The sequence below is a fragment of the Arthrobacter sp. EPSL27 genome (genome assembly GCF_001512305.1).
GTDB lineage: Bacteria > Actinomycetota > Actinomycetes > Actinomycetales > Micrococcaceae > Arthrobacter.
Genome location: NZ_LNUT01000004.1, coordinates 348,271 through 362,807, shown reverse-complemented (window position 1 = coordinate 362,807; position 14,537 = coordinate 348,271). Strand labels below are relative to the sequence as shown.

Annotated in this window: 11 protein-coding genes; 5 read left to right on the top strand and 6 right to left on the bottom strand. The window is 66.9% G+C overall.

The window, feature by feature from the left end; all coding sequences use genetic code 11:
- Positions 1–28 precede the first annotated feature (28 nt).
- A complete protein-coding gene (gene pcrA / locus AR539_RS06445) occupies positions 29–2,584 on the bottom strand; it encodes a DNA helicase PcrA (protein WP_066433816.1) in 2,556 nt (851 codons plus the stop codon).
- 192 nt (positions 2,585–2,776) lie between these two features.
- Entirely contained in the window at positions 2,777–3,634 is an 858-nt protein-coding gene (locus tag AR539_RS06440; protein ID WP_066433813.1) for an inositol monophosphatase family protein, read from the bottom strand.
- 82 nt (positions 3,635–3,716) lie between these two features.
- On the opposite strand from AR539_RS06440, the gene AR539_RS06435 reads away from it, so the two are divergent.
- A complete protein-coding gene (locus AR539_RS06435) occupies positions 3,717–4,364 on the top strand; it encodes a hypothetical protein (RefSeq protein WP_066433809.1) in 648 nt (215 codons plus the stop codon).
- 109 nt (positions 4,365–4,473) lie between these two features.
- Here AR539_RS06435 and AR539_RS06430 read toward each other — a convergent pair whose 3' ends face one another.
- On the bottom strand, positions 4,474–5,496 hold the full coding sequence (locus AR539_RS06430; protein ID WP_157360940.1) for a hypothetical protein: 1,023 nt from the start codon (positions 5,494–5,496) through the stop codon (positions 4,474–4,476).
- Between the two features lie 210 nt (positions 5,497–5,706).
- On the opposite strand from AR539_RS06430, the gene AR539_RS19310 reads away from it, so the two are divergent.
- The gene (locus tag AR539_RS19310; RefSeq protein WP_157360939.1) at positions 5,707–5,859 is read left to right on the top strand and encodes a hypothetical protein; all 153 of its coding nucleotides are present in this window, start codon (positions 5,707–5,709) and stop codon (positions 5,857–5,859) included.
- 115 nt (positions 5,860–5,974) lie between these two features.
- Here AR539_RS19310 and AR539_RS06425 read toward each other — a convergent pair whose 3' ends face one another.
- From AR539_RS06425 to AR539_RS06415, 3 genes are read right to left on the bottom strand one after another with little or no spacing between them, the layout of a single operon-like run.
- A complete protein-coding gene (locus AR539_RS06425; RefSeq protein WP_066433805.1) occupies positions 5,975–7,513 on the bottom strand; it encodes a putative bifunctional diguanylate cyclase/phosphodiesterase in 1,539 nt (512 codons plus the stop codon).
- Positions 7,503–7,955, bottom strand: a complete 453-nt coding sequence (locus AR539_RS06420) for a DUF7793 family protein (protein ID WP_066433802.1) — start codon at positions 7,953–7,955, stop codon at positions 7,503–7,505. The genes AR539_RS06425 and AR539_RS06420 overlap by 11 nt, the downstream gene beginning before the upstream one ends.
- Positions 7,952–10,297, bottom strand: a complete 2,346-nt coding sequence (locus tag AR539_RS06415) for a glycosyltransferase family 2 protein (protein ID WP_082699220.1) — start codon at positions 10,295–10,297, stop codon at positions 7,952–7,954. Before AR539_RS06415 ends, AR539_RS06420 begins: the two co-directional genes overlap by 4 nt.
- 288 nt (positions 10,298–10,585) lie before the next feature.
- On the opposite strand from AR539_RS06415, the gene AR539_RS06410 reads away from it, so the two are divergent.
- The 3 genes from AR539_RS06410 (at position 10,586) to AR539_RS06400 (ending at position 14,536) form a co-directional block, all read left to right on the top strand.
- Positions 10,586–12,097 (top strand): chitinase, encoded by a 1,512-nt coding sequence (locus tag AR539_RS06410; RefSeq protein ID WP_231728510.1) that lies wholly within the window; start codon positions 10,586–10,588, stop codon positions 12,095–12,097.
- 136 nt (positions 12,098–12,233) lie between these two features.
- Positions 12,234–13,073: a hypothetical protein gene (locus AR539_RS06405; protein ID WP_066433798.1), complete on the top strand. Its 840-nt coding sequence runs from the start codon at positions 12,234–12,236 to the stop codon at positions 13,071–13,073.
- Positions 13,070–14,536 (top strand): alpha/beta hydrolase, encoded by a 1,467-nt coding sequence (locus AR539_RS06400; RefSeq protein WP_066433795.1) that lies wholly within the window; start codon positions 13,070–13,072, stop codon positions 14,534–14,536. The genes AR539_RS06405 and AR539_RS06400 overlap by 4 nt, the downstream gene beginning before the upstream one ends.
- Position 14,537: the final 1 nt, after the last annotated feature.

The following is a 14,537-nucleotide window of genomic DNA, read 5'->3' as shown; positions in this document are numbered from 1 at the left end:
GCCTAATTTTAGGCGCCGGGCGTCGGTTTTAGGCGTCGAGTTTCGTCAACGGGGCGTAGCGGAGCAGCAGCCGTTTTTCGCCGACGCTGAACTTCACCTTGGCGACGGTCTTGTCCCCCGCACCCTCGACGGCCAGCACGGTGCCGTTGCCGAAGCTTGTGTGGTTGACCTTGTCGCCGACGCTGACGGCGACGATCTCCTTCTGCGGCTGCACCCGGTTCTTGGCGATGGCCGCCGGGACGTCGGCGTTGAAGCCCGCGGAGGGGCTGGCCCCGGTGCCGCGGGCGGTGCCGGCTCCCCAGAAGGAGCCGCCGTACCGGCTTGAGCCGATGGACGCGCCGCCGCCCCAGGCGGCCTGGCGGCTGGTGCCTTCGCGCTTCCACTCGACCAGTTCGGCGGGGATTTCCTCGATGAACTGGCTGGCCGGGTTGTACTGGCTCTGTCCCCACATGCTGCGGACCTCGGAACGGGTGAGGTACAGGCGCTTCCGCGCCCGGGTCAGGCCGACGTAGGCCAGCCGGCGTTCCTCGGCCAGTTCCTTGGGGTCGGTGGCGGAGCGCTGGTGCGGGAACAGCCCGTGCTCCATGCCGGTCAGGAACACCACCGGGAATTCCAGCCCCTTGGCCGTGTGGAGCGTCATGAGGGTCACCACACCCAGCCGTTTGGCCTCGGCGACGGCGGCGGCCAGCTCGTCGGCGGAGCCCGCCGGCGCGTCGGGGATCTGGTCGGCGTCCGCCACGAGGGAGACGCCTTCCAGGAAGGCGCCAAGGGACCCCTCGGGGTTGTCCCGTTCGTATTCGCGGACGACGGCGACCAGCTCGGCGAGGTTTTCCACCCTGGATTCGTCCTGCGGGTCGGTGCTGGAGCGGAGGGTGGCGAGGTAGCCGGTCTGTTCCAGGACGGCCTCCAGCGCGGCGGCGGCGCCGGAGCCGGAGGCCACCTCGGCGAGGTCGTCGAGCAGTTTCACGAAGCCCTGGACCGCGTTGACGGACCGGGTTGCCATGCCGGGGGCCTCGTCGGCGCGGCGGGCCGCCGCCATGAACGAGATCCGGTCGCGCTGGGCGAGGGAGGCCACGGCCCCCTCGGCCCGGTCGCCGATGCCGCGCTTGGGCTCGTTGAGGATGCGGCGGAGGTTGACGTCGTCGTCCGGGTTGACCAGCACCCGCAGGTAGGCGAGGGCGTCCTTGATTTCCTTGCGCTCGTAGAAGCGGGTGCCGCCCACCACCTTGTACGGAAGCCCGACGCGGACCAGGACGTCCTCGATCGAGCGGGACTGGGCGTTGGTGCGGTAGAAGATGGCGACGTCGCCGGGACGGAGGTCGCCCTCGTCCTGCAGCCGGTCGATCTCCTTGGCGATGAACTGGGCTTCGTCGTGTTCGTTCTCGCCGACGTACCCGATGATCTTCTCGCCGTCGCCTTCGGCCGTCCACAGCCGCTTCTCCGGCCGGTTGGGGTTGCGGGAGATGACCGAGTTGGCGGCGCTGAGGATGGTCTGGGTGGAGCGGTAGTTCTGCTCGAGTTTGATGGTGCGCGCGTCCGGGTAGTCCTTTTCGAACTCCACGATGTTGCGGATGTCGGCGCCGCGGAAGGCGTAGATCGACTGGTCGGAGTCGCCGACAACGGTGAGTTCAGCCGCGCCCTCGCCCTCGCCCACGATCTCGCGCACCAGCGCGTACTGGGCGTGGTTGGTGTCCTGGTATTCGTCGACCAGGACATGCCGGAAGCGGCGCCGGTAGGACTCGGCGAGCGCCGGGAACGCCCGGAACATGTAGACCGTCTCGGCGATCAGGTCATCGAAGTCCATGGCGTTGGCCTGGCGCAGCCGCTGCGTGTAGCCCTTGAAGACCTCGGCGACGGCCGCCTCGAAGGGGTCGTTGTGGTTGGCGCTGGAGGAGTAGCTGTCGGCGTCGATCAGCTCGTTCTTCAGCGCGGAGATCTTGTGCTGGATGGCTTTGGGCGCGAAGCGCTTGGGGTCGAGGTCCAGGTTTTTGGCCACGAGCGTGATGAGGCGCAGCGAGTCCGCGGAATCGTAGATGGAGAAGTTCGAGTTCAGCCCCACGTTGGCGGCTTCGCGGCGCAGGATCCGGACGCAGGAGGAGTGGAACGTGGAGACCCACATGGTCTTGGCCCGGGCCCCGACCAGGGCCTCCACACGTTCCCGCATTTCCGCGGCTGCCTTGTTGGTGAAGGTGATGGCCAGGATCTCGCCGTGGTGTGCCCGCCGGGTGGCGATCAGGTAGCCGATGCGGTTGCTGAGCACGCGGGTCTTGCCCGAACCGGCGCCGGCGACGATCAGCAGGGCGCTGCCGGCGTGCTTGACGGCTTCTTCCTGCTGCGGGTTCAGCCCCGCCAGGAGCTCCTCCGCACCCGGGAGCCGGTGGTGCTCCGGGTCCCCGCCCGGGTGGTTCCCGTGGCCGCCGTAGTGCCCCCCGCCAGAGGCCGCACCAGGGGCCGAATTCGGCGCGGAATTCGGGCTGGATTCCAGGGCCGCGGCCCCCATGCCGGAAGGCGCTTTGGTGCGCGCCGCCGTCGTCGCAGCAGCTTGGAAGGGTCCGTCGGCATAAGGGTCAAACAACATATCCATGGTGTTAACAAGTCTAGGCGGTGCCGCTGACAGTTCCGCCCGCCCGCCGGGACATGCCCTCCCCTGCCCGCAGCCACCGGACATAATGCCACCATGTCCGCGCCCCGCACCGAACAATGAGCATGTCCCGCGGTGCACGGCGGGAAGTGTGCCCGGACCTTACCCTACGGAGCCGCTTTTGGGTTCCCGGGCCTACCCCACGGAGCCGGATTCGAGGGCTGCACGGAGCTGCCGGACCGCCGTCGTGCCTCCGGCGAGGAACCAGTCCAGCCCGTTGACCCGGACGACGTCGGCCGTACCGCCGGCGGCCTGGACGATCGCCTTCCCCGGGAGCCAGTCCCACTCCGGGCAGCTGTGCTGGAACCAGCAGCCAAGTTCCCCGTCGGCCACGCGGGCCAGGTCGCAGGAGCCCGAGCCGAACATGCGCAGCGCGGCGGCGGAGGTCGCGGCGGCGTGCCACGGCATGGCGCACATGGGGTCGGCGAGCCAGGTGGGGTGGATGTAGGTGGCGGCCCCGAGCTCGGACAGCGGGGTGCCGGAGCGGCCCGCGCCGGAGCCCTCCGCGGGGCGGAAGGTGGTCAGTTGTTCGCCGTTGACCGTCGCCGGTCGGTTGGTTCCGCCGAGCCAGAGCTTGTCCTCCTCGGGCTGGAAGATCCCGCCGAGCAGCACTCCGGAGGCGTCCTTGAGCGCGATGGCGGAGCACCAGTACGTGGAGCCGTGGAGGAAGTTGTAGGTCCCGTCCACCGGGTCGATGACCCAGGTGCGGCCGCTGGTGCCGGCCACGGAGGCGCCCTCCTCGCCGAGGATGCCGTCGTCGGGCCGGCACCGCCGGAGCTGTTCCAGCACGTAGGCCTCGGCCGCATGGTCCGCGGCGGTGACGACGTCGGACACCGAGGTCTTTTGCTTGCCCTCCAGCCCGGCCTGCCGCATGAGGAGCGCCAAGGTTCCGGCCTCGCGCACCAGCGCTTCGGCCAACTGGTAGTCGTCCAGGGCGGGGTTGAGTTCAGCAGTGCTGTGCCGGCCAAGCCGGTGCTTTCCTAGTTCGGTCACGCGCTCCAGCCTACTGGCGGCTGTCGGCGGAGAACAGGCGGCGCTGAACAAACGGCCCGCGTGCCCGGGCGATAATGGAGCCATGGCCAAAACACCCGCCCAGCGGATCAAGAAGCACGGCGCCAAGGCAGTCGTCCCCCAGCACCAGTTGCCGTCGGTGATCGACCCGAGCACCAGCCGGACCCCGCAGAAGGCACAGAGCAACAGCAACCTGATCCTCATCGCGGGTGTGGTGGCCAGCCTGTTCCTGTTTTGGTACCTCCATCTGCTCACCCTGAACCAGCTCACCCAGCTCAGCGGCGGCCTGGCCATGCCGGACTCCTTGGTCGGCGGCTTCGACCAGGGCTATGTCGAGCAGGTGCGCGGCGCCATGGACGAGGACGCCCGCGGGCAGCTCAACTACATCCACAAGACGGCCGGCACCCTGTTCCCGCTCATCTTCGGCTTCACCTGGCTGCTGCTCATCGGCACGAACGTGGCGCGGAAGGGACTGCGGTGGGCGCTGTGGGCCGTGCCCCTGCTGTTCGCCGCCGTCAGGTTGTGGGGCAACGCTGCCATCGATTCGATGCTGTCCGCCGAAACGCTCGACGCCGGCCAGGTGGCCCTGGCCTCAGGACTCACTGTCGCCGGGTGGGTGCTCCTGGTGCTCAGCCTGCTGGTTGGCGGCGCCGTGGTGTTCCTGGGCCGCAAAAAGCCCGCCGCCTCCCCCACGGGACATGCCCAGCCCTAAGCGCAGCCACCGGACATAGTGCCATTATGTCCATCCGCCACAGCACCCGGAGGGCATGTGCAGCGTGGTCGCGCGGGAGGCGGGTCGCAGGGAAGGGATGTCGGCGGGCTCACGCCTCGGCTGAGATGTACTCCCGGGCCTGATCCGCTCGCTGCTGCGCGCCTGCATCCTCGAAGTGTCCGGCGGCTCTAACGAGGGTCCGCTCCGCTGCCGATTCGTCGCCAAGCGCCTTCTGCGCTCGACCGAGCAGTAGACATGCTTCCCCCAATGCCTGCGGCGGAAGTACGCCTACCCGCTCAGAGATCTCGCTCAGCACCTCGACAGCTGCCGCCGGGTCGCCGGCCAAGAAGTTCCAGTGGCCGCGATTCAGCATCTGCAACAGCGTGTTCTCTTCGCTGCCGCCAATAACGTCAGTGGCCAATTCGGCCCGTTCGATACATCGAAGGGTGGCTGCGTCGGCCACTCCGGCGGCCAGCCGCATTGCTGCCGAGGCATTGTTGAATCGGGCCCAGACCTCCAAATTCCGGGCCGGCGAAAAAGTGCCTGCGGCCAGATCGTGGAAGTGAAGACCGTCTTCAACCCTGTTGCTGAGAAATGCCGCGTTACCAATGGCCCAGTACGCGTTACCCAGCAATTGATCGTCAATTTCCGGAGAGATCGAATCGGCCAACCTAAGGCTCTCGGCCCAAGCCTCGTCAAGCCTGCCGCTTTCCCCAAGCGCCGCAATCAAAGCAAGGCTGGCCGTCACGGCAACCTCATCATCGGCCTCACCGGCCATTAGCTCAGCGGCAGCCCTTGCATCATCGACAGCCTTTTCCAGGACGCCCGCACCCTGCCAAGCCTTGGACAAAAGAATTCTCACCCGCGCCTGCGACCGAGCTCCAGCTCGGCGCGGCTGCCCGACCAATTCTGCAGCGACCTGCGCGCACTCTTCGAACTGGCCTGCCGCCAGATGGCTTTCCGCCTGGAAAAAGGTCATATCCCACCACGACACCGGGTCCTGGGCGTCCCGGGCGATATCCGCGGCACGCCGGGCACTCACAGCGGCCTCGCTGAATCCATGATTGGCCCAGTGGTCCCGCGCCTGCAGCTCAGCTGCGACATACGACGGTGAAACGGAATTTTGTTGCATGACTCAATTATCCGTCGTCGTAGGAGCAGATCAGGACAGTTCGCAAAAGCAGGAGAAGCGAATTTTTCGCGCAAGAATCGATCAGCTCGCGCAGGTAACACACATAAGAACGTGTCCCGCTGATTGTTCACGCTTCGGCGTGTCTCATGCCTCTATACTGAACCTGCATCACATGAGTCACTTCAGCCCCTCACATAACAGGAGTCTTACATGAAGAAAACCCTCGCAACTCTCCTCGTCGTTGGCGCGATCGCCGCGGCAGGCGTATCCGCTTCCGCCGCGGTCTCCGCGAACGGCGACAACTCGGGACAGACTTCGGTTGCAGCTCCGGGCTGGTGGCCGAACGCCACTACCAAGTACTAGAGACAACAAGGTACTTCGTAGTACTTGAGAACGGCGGGTTCTGGAAGGCGACTTCCGGCTCCCGCCGTTCTTGCGTTGGACTCGCGGACTCGCCTGACCAAGGCCATGCCGGGAGCTATACAGAGTCTCCCAGGGTCCCTTGCCTCAGCATCGCTTCGAGGTCCTCCGGTGGAACCGGCCTGCCAAAGTAGTAGCCCTGCCCGCTGGCACAACCCAGGCGGACCAGCTCCGCCGCCTGCTCGGCAGTTTCGATGCCTTCCGCAACCGCCTTAAGCCCGCATGCGTGGATAAGGTGGAGCACGGCCTCGACGAACGTGCTCTCCGCCGCATCGGATCCCAGACCGTCAATGAGACTCTTGTCGATCTTGACCACATTGACCGGCAGTTTCCGCAGGTAGCTGATGGATGAATAGCCGGTGCCGAAGTCATCGATTTCGAGCTGGACGCCCAGACGGCGCAACCCGCTGAGGGAGTAGCGGTCCACGTCCCCGCCGTTCACGGCCATGGACTCCGTCAGCTCCACAATGAGGTTCGCGGCATCCACCCCCGTTTCGCGGAGGACGTCGCGGACATGTTCAATCAGATCGAGGTTCTGCAGCTCCGTGGTGGAGATGTTCACACGGACGCTGAAGCTGCTGTCCACGTTCAGCTCCTGCTGCCAGCGCCGCAGCTGGCGCACCGCGTTCTTGAGCACCCAATGGCCCAGGTCCACGATCATTCCGGTCTCTTCAGCAAGCGGGATGAAGGAATCGGGCATCAGCAGGCCACGCTCGGGGTGGTTCCAGCGCACCAGCGCCTCAACGCCCTCAATCCTGCCGGTGGCCAGCTCCACCACCGGCTGGTAGTGCAGCGTGAGCTGATCGTGGAAGATGGCCTCCCGCATCTCGGTGATCATGACGCTCTGCAGCCGGCGCGCGTACAGCAGGGCGGGCTCGAACACCTTGATGCTGCTGTGCGGCTGGGCTTTGGCCGCGTACATCGCCGTGTCGGCTTCCATCACCAGCTCGTCAACCGACTGCCCCGGTTCCGCGACCCGCAGGCCGATGCTGGTGCCGCAGGTGATGCGCAAATCACCAATTTCCAGGCTCTCGCCCAGTGCCTTGAGAATTCTGTTGGCCACCCGCCGTGCCCGGACAAGGTTCGATTTGGGCAGCATCACGGCAAATTCGTCACCGCCGAGGCGGGCCACCGTGTCTGTTTCCCGGACCGAGTCCTGGAGCCGCTTGGAGATGACCCTCAGCACGTCGTCGCCGGCGCTGTGTCCCAGCGTGTCGTTGATGCCCTTGAAGGAGTCAAGGTCGAGGACGAGCAGGGCCGGGGGCATCTCGCCCCGCGATGTCTCGGCCAGTGCGTGACTCAGCACGGAGTTCAGCGCCGTCCGGTTCGCGAGCTGGGTGAGCGGGTCCGTCAGCGCCATGCGTTCCAGCTCGACCTGGGCCTCGCGCAGCATGGCTGTGCGGCTTTCGACGCGCTCTTCAAGTTCCTGGTAGATCGTCTGCAGGTCATCGGCCATCAGGTTGATCCCGGCAATGACCGCGGCGACGTCGTCCCTGGCACCGGAGTGCGGGATTCTGGTGGTCAGGTCACCGCTCGCTATCCGGACAATACCTTCGACGAGGGCGTGCAGCCGGGGGTCCGGCGGGTCAGTCTTCACTCTTGTACTGCCCTAACCAAACGATTGCCTCAGCCTCGGACGTGAAAAACTGCGCGGGAATCGACTCGGTCCGTGACCGCAGCAGATAGTGCGCGATCACGCGGTCCACGGGACTTTCCCCGACCAGGGCGAACGCAGAGGCCGCGATCGAGGTGGCGTAGACATGCCGCGCTTCGACGCTGACCCCGACAACCCCGGTGATGATCAGCAGCACCGGCATGCGCCGGCCGCCGGCCAGTGCACGGACCGCAGCCCCTGCCACCTGCGCCTCCGGCTTGTCGATTTCCTCGTTGGCCGGAAGCGCAACTTCGATGATGCCGCCGTCGCGGAGGCGGACACCGATCGGGGCCCCCGACGCCGGCGCCGTCTCTGCTGAATAGCCGCCGTCCGCAGAAGTTCCGGGCGCACGCTCGCCGGGCCCCGCCAGCGCTCCGACGCTCACCGGACCGCAATCCGGCGACGGCGGTCGGCTGACCCGCGGAGGTCGCGGTTCAGGCGGCGGTCGCCGTGGTAGAGAATGGTCTCCCAGTCGACCTCCTCGGCTGTCTTCTCCACCACGAGGCTCTCCTTCACTTTCTTGGGCCGGGGACTGACATACAGCCAGTTGACCATACCGAGGAATACGTCCACCACAGAGTTGAACACTCCGATATAGGCCCGGATTGCACCGGCGGCAAGAATCGCGTTGAGCGAGGCGAACGCAACATTTCCCCAGTTGCCCAGCTTCGCATCGCGCCAGACGGTCAGAAGCGAGAAGGCGACGATGGCGTACGGGGTGAGGACGTAGATCGCCGGGGCCGCGGTCCGGTCCTTGACCTTCGGGGTACGCACGAACGGGATCTTGTCGCCCGTGAGGGCCTGCTGCAGCGACTTCAGCACCCCGGCGAGGTTCACGGGAAGCAGGACGAGGTTGAAGCCGTAAATCCGGAAGATATCGCTGAAGCGGTGCCCGCAGTCGCGCAGGTCGCTGCCCATGGCCAGGAAGTACGGCAGGGCGGCGAGGAACACAATGGGGCTCAGGAGCCGGCTGTCGTAGGGGTAGGCCAGCAGGAAGACCAGGCCGAAGCTTGCCCACGCGATCGACGCCATATAGTTCACGCGCAGCAGCACTTCGCGGGCCAGGATCTTGCGCCGCTCGGACCTGTGCTGGCGGAGCTGGACCCACAGTTTGGGGAGGATCAGAAGCCCGCCATTGGCCCACCGGCGCCGCTGCACCACCAGCGAGCCGAAGTCCGGCGGTGTGGCGCTGTAGCTGAGGCGCTCCGGGTAGTTCACCAGAATCCAGCCATGCTGTCCCAGGTCAATGCTGGACTCGGTGTCCTCGATGACCGTGCGGTCCTGGATGTACGTCCGGATCTCGAAACCCCCGCTGGACTCCACCTCCACGATGTCCTCCAGTGCGCACTTCCGGATGATGGCGTTGGCGCCGACCCAGAAGGTGGCGCCGTAGTAGGTCATTCCCTGGTGCAGGATGTGCTGAAGGTCGGTCGTGGCACCGGCCACCCGTTCGATCCGGGTGGGCGCGCCGCGGAACGAAGAATAGGGAGTCTGGGTCACGGCGACGCGCTCGTTTCCGGGGGACTCAAGGAAGTACACCAGGCGGAGGCAGTAGTCGCGCAGAAGGAGCGAGTCGGCGTCGAGCGTCAGGAGATAGGTGGTGTCCGGGAAAGTGAGGATCCTTTCCCCGTGCCCAGGTTCCGCATCGCCGTCGACCTTGCGCAGCACCGTCCCGTCAGCAGTGACTTCTTCCCGCCAGGAATGCCCCATCAGAGAGATGTAGGCGTTGAGGTTCATGGCCTTGTTGGCCTCGTGGGAGAGGCTGGCGTACTTCTTGCGCTCGAACGTTTCCAGGGACACGTCGAAGATCCAGGTCAGCCGGAGGTACAGCTCCTCGAGGCGGGCGGCGGAAGGCGAGGCCTTCTGCACGGAGGCGGCGTTCAGTCCGACCAGAACGAGCCGGAGCTCGCGTGCCAGGCCCATCAGCACCAAGTCCACGAAGAACTCGTCCACGTGGTCTTCAACCTGCTCGGCCTCCGCCATGGATTCCAGCCAGTCGGCGGCCGCCTCGTACTCGGCGATCAGCAGGGCCAGCTCGGCGGGCTCATTGGAACGCCCGGAGCCGGTGCGGAGGCGGAAACCGGCCAGGGCGGCCTGGAAGCGCGCCGCGGGGACGCTCATGCTGGCGGAAATTTCGGCCGCCAGGCTCCGGGTTTTTTCCAGTTTGGCCAGGTCCGCCGGGTCTTTGGGATGTGGCGGATCGTCCAGCAGCAAAACGACCTTGAGGTCCGGGAATTCCTGCAATGCCGCGGACCACAACGTTGCCCTGACGACCTGAGGTTCTTCGGCGTAGGAAGGCACCAGCACGGTAATGCCGTCGCTATAACCGGCGAAGTGTCGGTCCAGTTCACCGCGCGGAACGCGCAAATGGTCCCGGAATCGATAAAGCGCGCCTTGACGGGCGATCAGGTACATCAACGCCGAAAAAGTCAGGAATGTTACGACCACAAGATAGGAGACAGTCTCAAATTGAAAACGAAAACCCGCATTAGGGTTGTTGGCCAGTTCCCGCAGGATCGTCGAAATGACATAGGTGACCCACGCCAAGAGCGTGACGAGAATGCCCAGCCGGCCCAGGATGATCTTCCGGCGGCTCGGCCGCGGGTGAACAATAGACAGCGGCTCGGAGCGTTTTTCTGCACCCCATTGACGGCGCCGGACCGCGCCTTTTTGCTCGGTTGCGACGCTTTCTACGTCCGGGCGCGGTATGACTAGCTGATCAGACATTGGTCCCCATAGACTGCAAATCGGCATTTCGGCGTGCGCTGACGTCTTATCGCGCCCGGTGCACCGGAATATCCCGGCGAGTGCCCTTATGATAATGCAAGGTCAGACCGCTGCCGGACACCAGACACCCCGGTAAATCTTCGAGCTGATCCCGATGGCCGGCATCTGCCCGGCAGTCCACACAAGTCATAAGGGGGCCCTGTGTCCGAAAGATTCCCAGGCCGTAAATTATCGTTGGTACGGCTGGGCATTCTCTCCGCGGCCGTCTTGGCGATTACCGCCGGCGGGGTGACTGCCTGGGGCAACTTCCAGGATGAAAGGACGGCCGAGGCCATTCCTTCCATTTTCTCCGGATACGTGGACGTCACAGCCACACCGCGCTACGCCTTCGAGGATCCTGTCTCCGACGCGGCGGAGAATGTCCTGCTTTCCTTTATTGTGGCGGACCCGAAAAATGGGTGCACACCGAGCTGGGGCGCCGCCTACTCCCTCGACGACGCCGGATCCGCGCTGGACCTGGACCGCCGGGTTGCCCGCCTCCAGCAACTGGGCGGCACCGTCTCCGTCTCCTTTGGCGGCCTCCTCAACAAGGAACTGGCCACCAGTTGCACCGACGCCGGCCACCTTGAGGCGGCCTACCGCACCGTAGTAGACCGCTACAACGTCAGCAGCATCGATCTTGACATCGAGGGCGAAGCACTGGCCGACGCCGCTTCCCTGGACCGGCGTGCCGCGGCCGTTGCGGCGCTGCAGCAGGACCGCCGGGCGGACGGCCGGGAGCTCACCGTGTGGCTGACGCTGCCCGCGGACCCCAACGGGCTGACGGCGGCGGGATCAGACGCCGTTCGGCGGATGATCGCGGGCGGTGTTGACCTGGCCGGGGTGAACATCATGACCATGGACTACGGCGGAAGCCGCCTGCTGGACCGTTCGATGTACGAGAACGCCGTGTCGGCCGCGGAAGCCGCCCACCGTCAGCTCACCGGCCTGTACCGCGACGCCGGCAGCGAACTGGGGAGCGAGACCGTGTGGCGCAAGATCGGGCTGACGCCGATGATCGGCCAGAACGACATCCAAGGTGAAATCTTCACGCTCAAGGACGCTGAGGAACTGAGCGCCTACGCGAGCGCCAAGGGCGTGGGCCGGCTATCCATGTGGTCCCTGAACCGTGACCGGACCTGCAGCCCCAACTATCCCGATGTAACGAAGGTTTCCGACGGCTGCAGCGGCGTTGACCAGGGCGCGGCTACCTTCGCCGCTATCCTGGGCGGCGGTGTCCGCGGTGCCGGCGGTGCTGCCGGCAGCCCCGCCGGCCCGGCCGCGGCGAACGCGTCCGCGAAGCCTTCCAGTGCCCCCGCCGTCACCGATGATCCGGCCACCAGCCCGTACCCGATATGGAACGAGTCGACTGCCTACACGAGCGGCGAGCGGATCGTATGGCACTCCAATGTCTACGAGGCCAAGTGGTGGACCCGCGCGGACACGCCGGACGACCCTGTCCTTCAGGGCGCCGCGACGCCGTGGCGCATCATCGGCCCGGTGCTGCCCGGGGACAAACCGACCCCGCAGCTCACGGCCCCGGCCGGAACCGCGCCGGCGTGGGAGCCTGCCACTATCTACCGCAAGGGCGACCGTGTGCTTTTCGAAGGCCGGGTCTACGAAGCGAAGTGGTGGACGCAAACGGACAGCCCCGAGGCCGCCCAGCAGGGCGCACCGGAGTCGCCGTGGGCCAAGCTGCGCGACGAGGAACTGCTGAAGCTGATGACGGCGGCGTCCGCGACCTCTACGCCGTCCCCCTAGGCGGCGCCCAGCGAGCCCGCTGAGCGGCGGTCCAAGGGAGGGAAGTTGTCCCCATGGCCCCGCGCCGGGCTGTGCGATAGCGTGCAGGACATTGCTGGTGGAGCCTCCTGCCAGTTCCCGACTGAAGGTCCCAGCCATGCCAGATTCCGCAGTGATCCCTGCCACCACCACGTTCCGGATGACCAGCCTCGCCTGGGCCTTGGCCGTTCACCGCGCCACGGAAACGTTGCGGACGGCATCCGCCGGGCACGTTCCGGACGCCCATCCGCACTCCCCTCCGGGCGGCGAAGCCGCTTTCCTTGCCGGCCTCGACGGGCGCGCCCGGGCCGGAATCGAGGGCGAGCTGAGCGCCGCAGGAATCACGGACGACGCCGGGACCCTCCGGCCCGAGTGGCTGCAGGCGCTGGAACTGGCCGCAGGCTCCCCCATCCAGGCGGACCTGGTGTCCCGCTCCGGTGATTCCTCCACCCATTGCCGGGTGAACCTCTTCAACGGCCGCGGGCTCGGCGTCGTATATACGCGCCCGGTAGCCACGGCCGCGGACGGAAGCGTAGCTCCCGCCGGCATCGCCGACGTCGTCACCGTTACCTTGTTCCCGGAGACGGTCGTGTGGCCGGTCATGGCCCGGTCCCTGCCCCGGTTCCCCGAACTGCTGGACGGGGATGGCGGGATTCCGCCCGTCGCCCCGGACGCCGTCGAACCCGCAGAAATCACAGGTGCCGCAGAACCCGTGCGTGCGACGGTGCACCTTGACGTCCGGTCCCGGGCAGCCGGCACCGACCGGCAGTACCGTGCCGGCGGAGTCTGGGCCCTGTCCGACCGGCTGTATTCGGTCCGCACTGCGGGGCCGGCCGCGGCACAGCGCCCGGTGATGGCGGCAGCAGACGGCGGCGACATCGCACGCCAGCTGGTCTGGCACGTGCTCGGCGCCCAGGAGTTCCTGGCCAACAGCACCAGGGAGGCGTCGGCAACATGAGCCTGTATGGCATGGACACGGACCAGGGCGAGCACCTCGCGAAGGAGTTGTCCCGCGCAAGCCGGAGCTTCGCCCAGCTAAGCGGGAACCTGACGCCCGTCATCGCCGTAAGCCCCTGGCGGGGGCCTGACGGAGAGCAGTTCCGCAGCGACTGGAAGAACCACAGCAGGATGCTGCTGGCCACCTCCGAGGCGCTGCGGGCGGCCGCGGACGCCGTGCGGGAGCATGTCCGCCAGCAGCAGGAGGCCAGTTCCGGGCGCGCGGGCGTCAGCCAAACAGGCGTCAGCCAGGCCGGCGGATCCGGCAGCACGGCGACCCCGCTTCCAGCCGGCGGCGCGTCGGGCAGTGCGTCCGGCGGCCTGTGGGACGGAGCCGGCCAGTTCATCGACACTGTGGGCGATGGCCTGGGCTGGCTGGCCGACCGGGCCTCCCAGGCGGCGGCCAATCTGGCGGACGCGGGCGGTGACGTTGTTGGCGAACTGGTCGACGCCGGCGGACTCGGCTGGGAGTTCCTCACCACCGGAGAGCCTCCGTCGGTCACCGAACTGATCGCCGGCGGGACGGGGCTGCTGGCCGCCGGAATCAACGCAGGTGTCTCCGCGTCCACCGTCGGGCTCCTGCATCCGCACCTTCTCGATGACGGCTCGCCCGTGGCCGGTGACCCGCAAGCGGTGGGCGTCGGAGCGGGCCCTGCGCAGAATGGGTACCGCAACACCCCCATCCCCAGCAGCCTCGCGCAGATCATGGGAGGAGTCACGGCAGCTTACGAGGACGGCGGCTATGCCGGGACTCCTGACGCCGCGGTGCGGATCACCGCCGTCGACAAAGGCAACGGACCGGCGTACATCGTGACCATCCCGGGCACCTCGGAATGGAACGTCCGGTCGGGGTCCAACCCTCTGGACACTGTGGGCAACCTCGCCTCCGCGTCCGGCACCCTGTCCACCGCGTCGCAGGCCGTCACGATGGCGATGCGTCAGGCCGGGATTCCCGACGGCGCGCCGGTCATGCTGGTGGGACACTCCCAAGGCGGAATGACCGCCGCAAACCTTGCCGCCGATGCCGGTTTCCGCGGCCAGTTCAACGTCACCAACGTGATGACCTACGGGTCCCCCATCGATTCGACCCGCATTCCGGGCAGCGTAGACACCCTCGCCCTGCAGCACCCGTTCGACGTCGTGCCCCGCCTGGACCTCGGCAACGCCAAGCCAGGGGCACCCGGGCTGGTGGGCTGGCCCAGCAGCAGCGGCGCCACCGTTGTCACCCTCCCCGGCCCGCCCGGCGCCGGGCCGGGCGATGTGCTGGGCAACCACGACTACAACGCCTACGCCGCGTCCGTTGCGGCCAACGAGTCCTCGGGCGCCCTCGCGGCCTACCGGAACGCGCCGTCCACCCAGGCGTTCATCACGTCAGACCCCGGCCAAGTCAGGTCGACAACGTCCGGCATCGGCCGGACCGAATAGA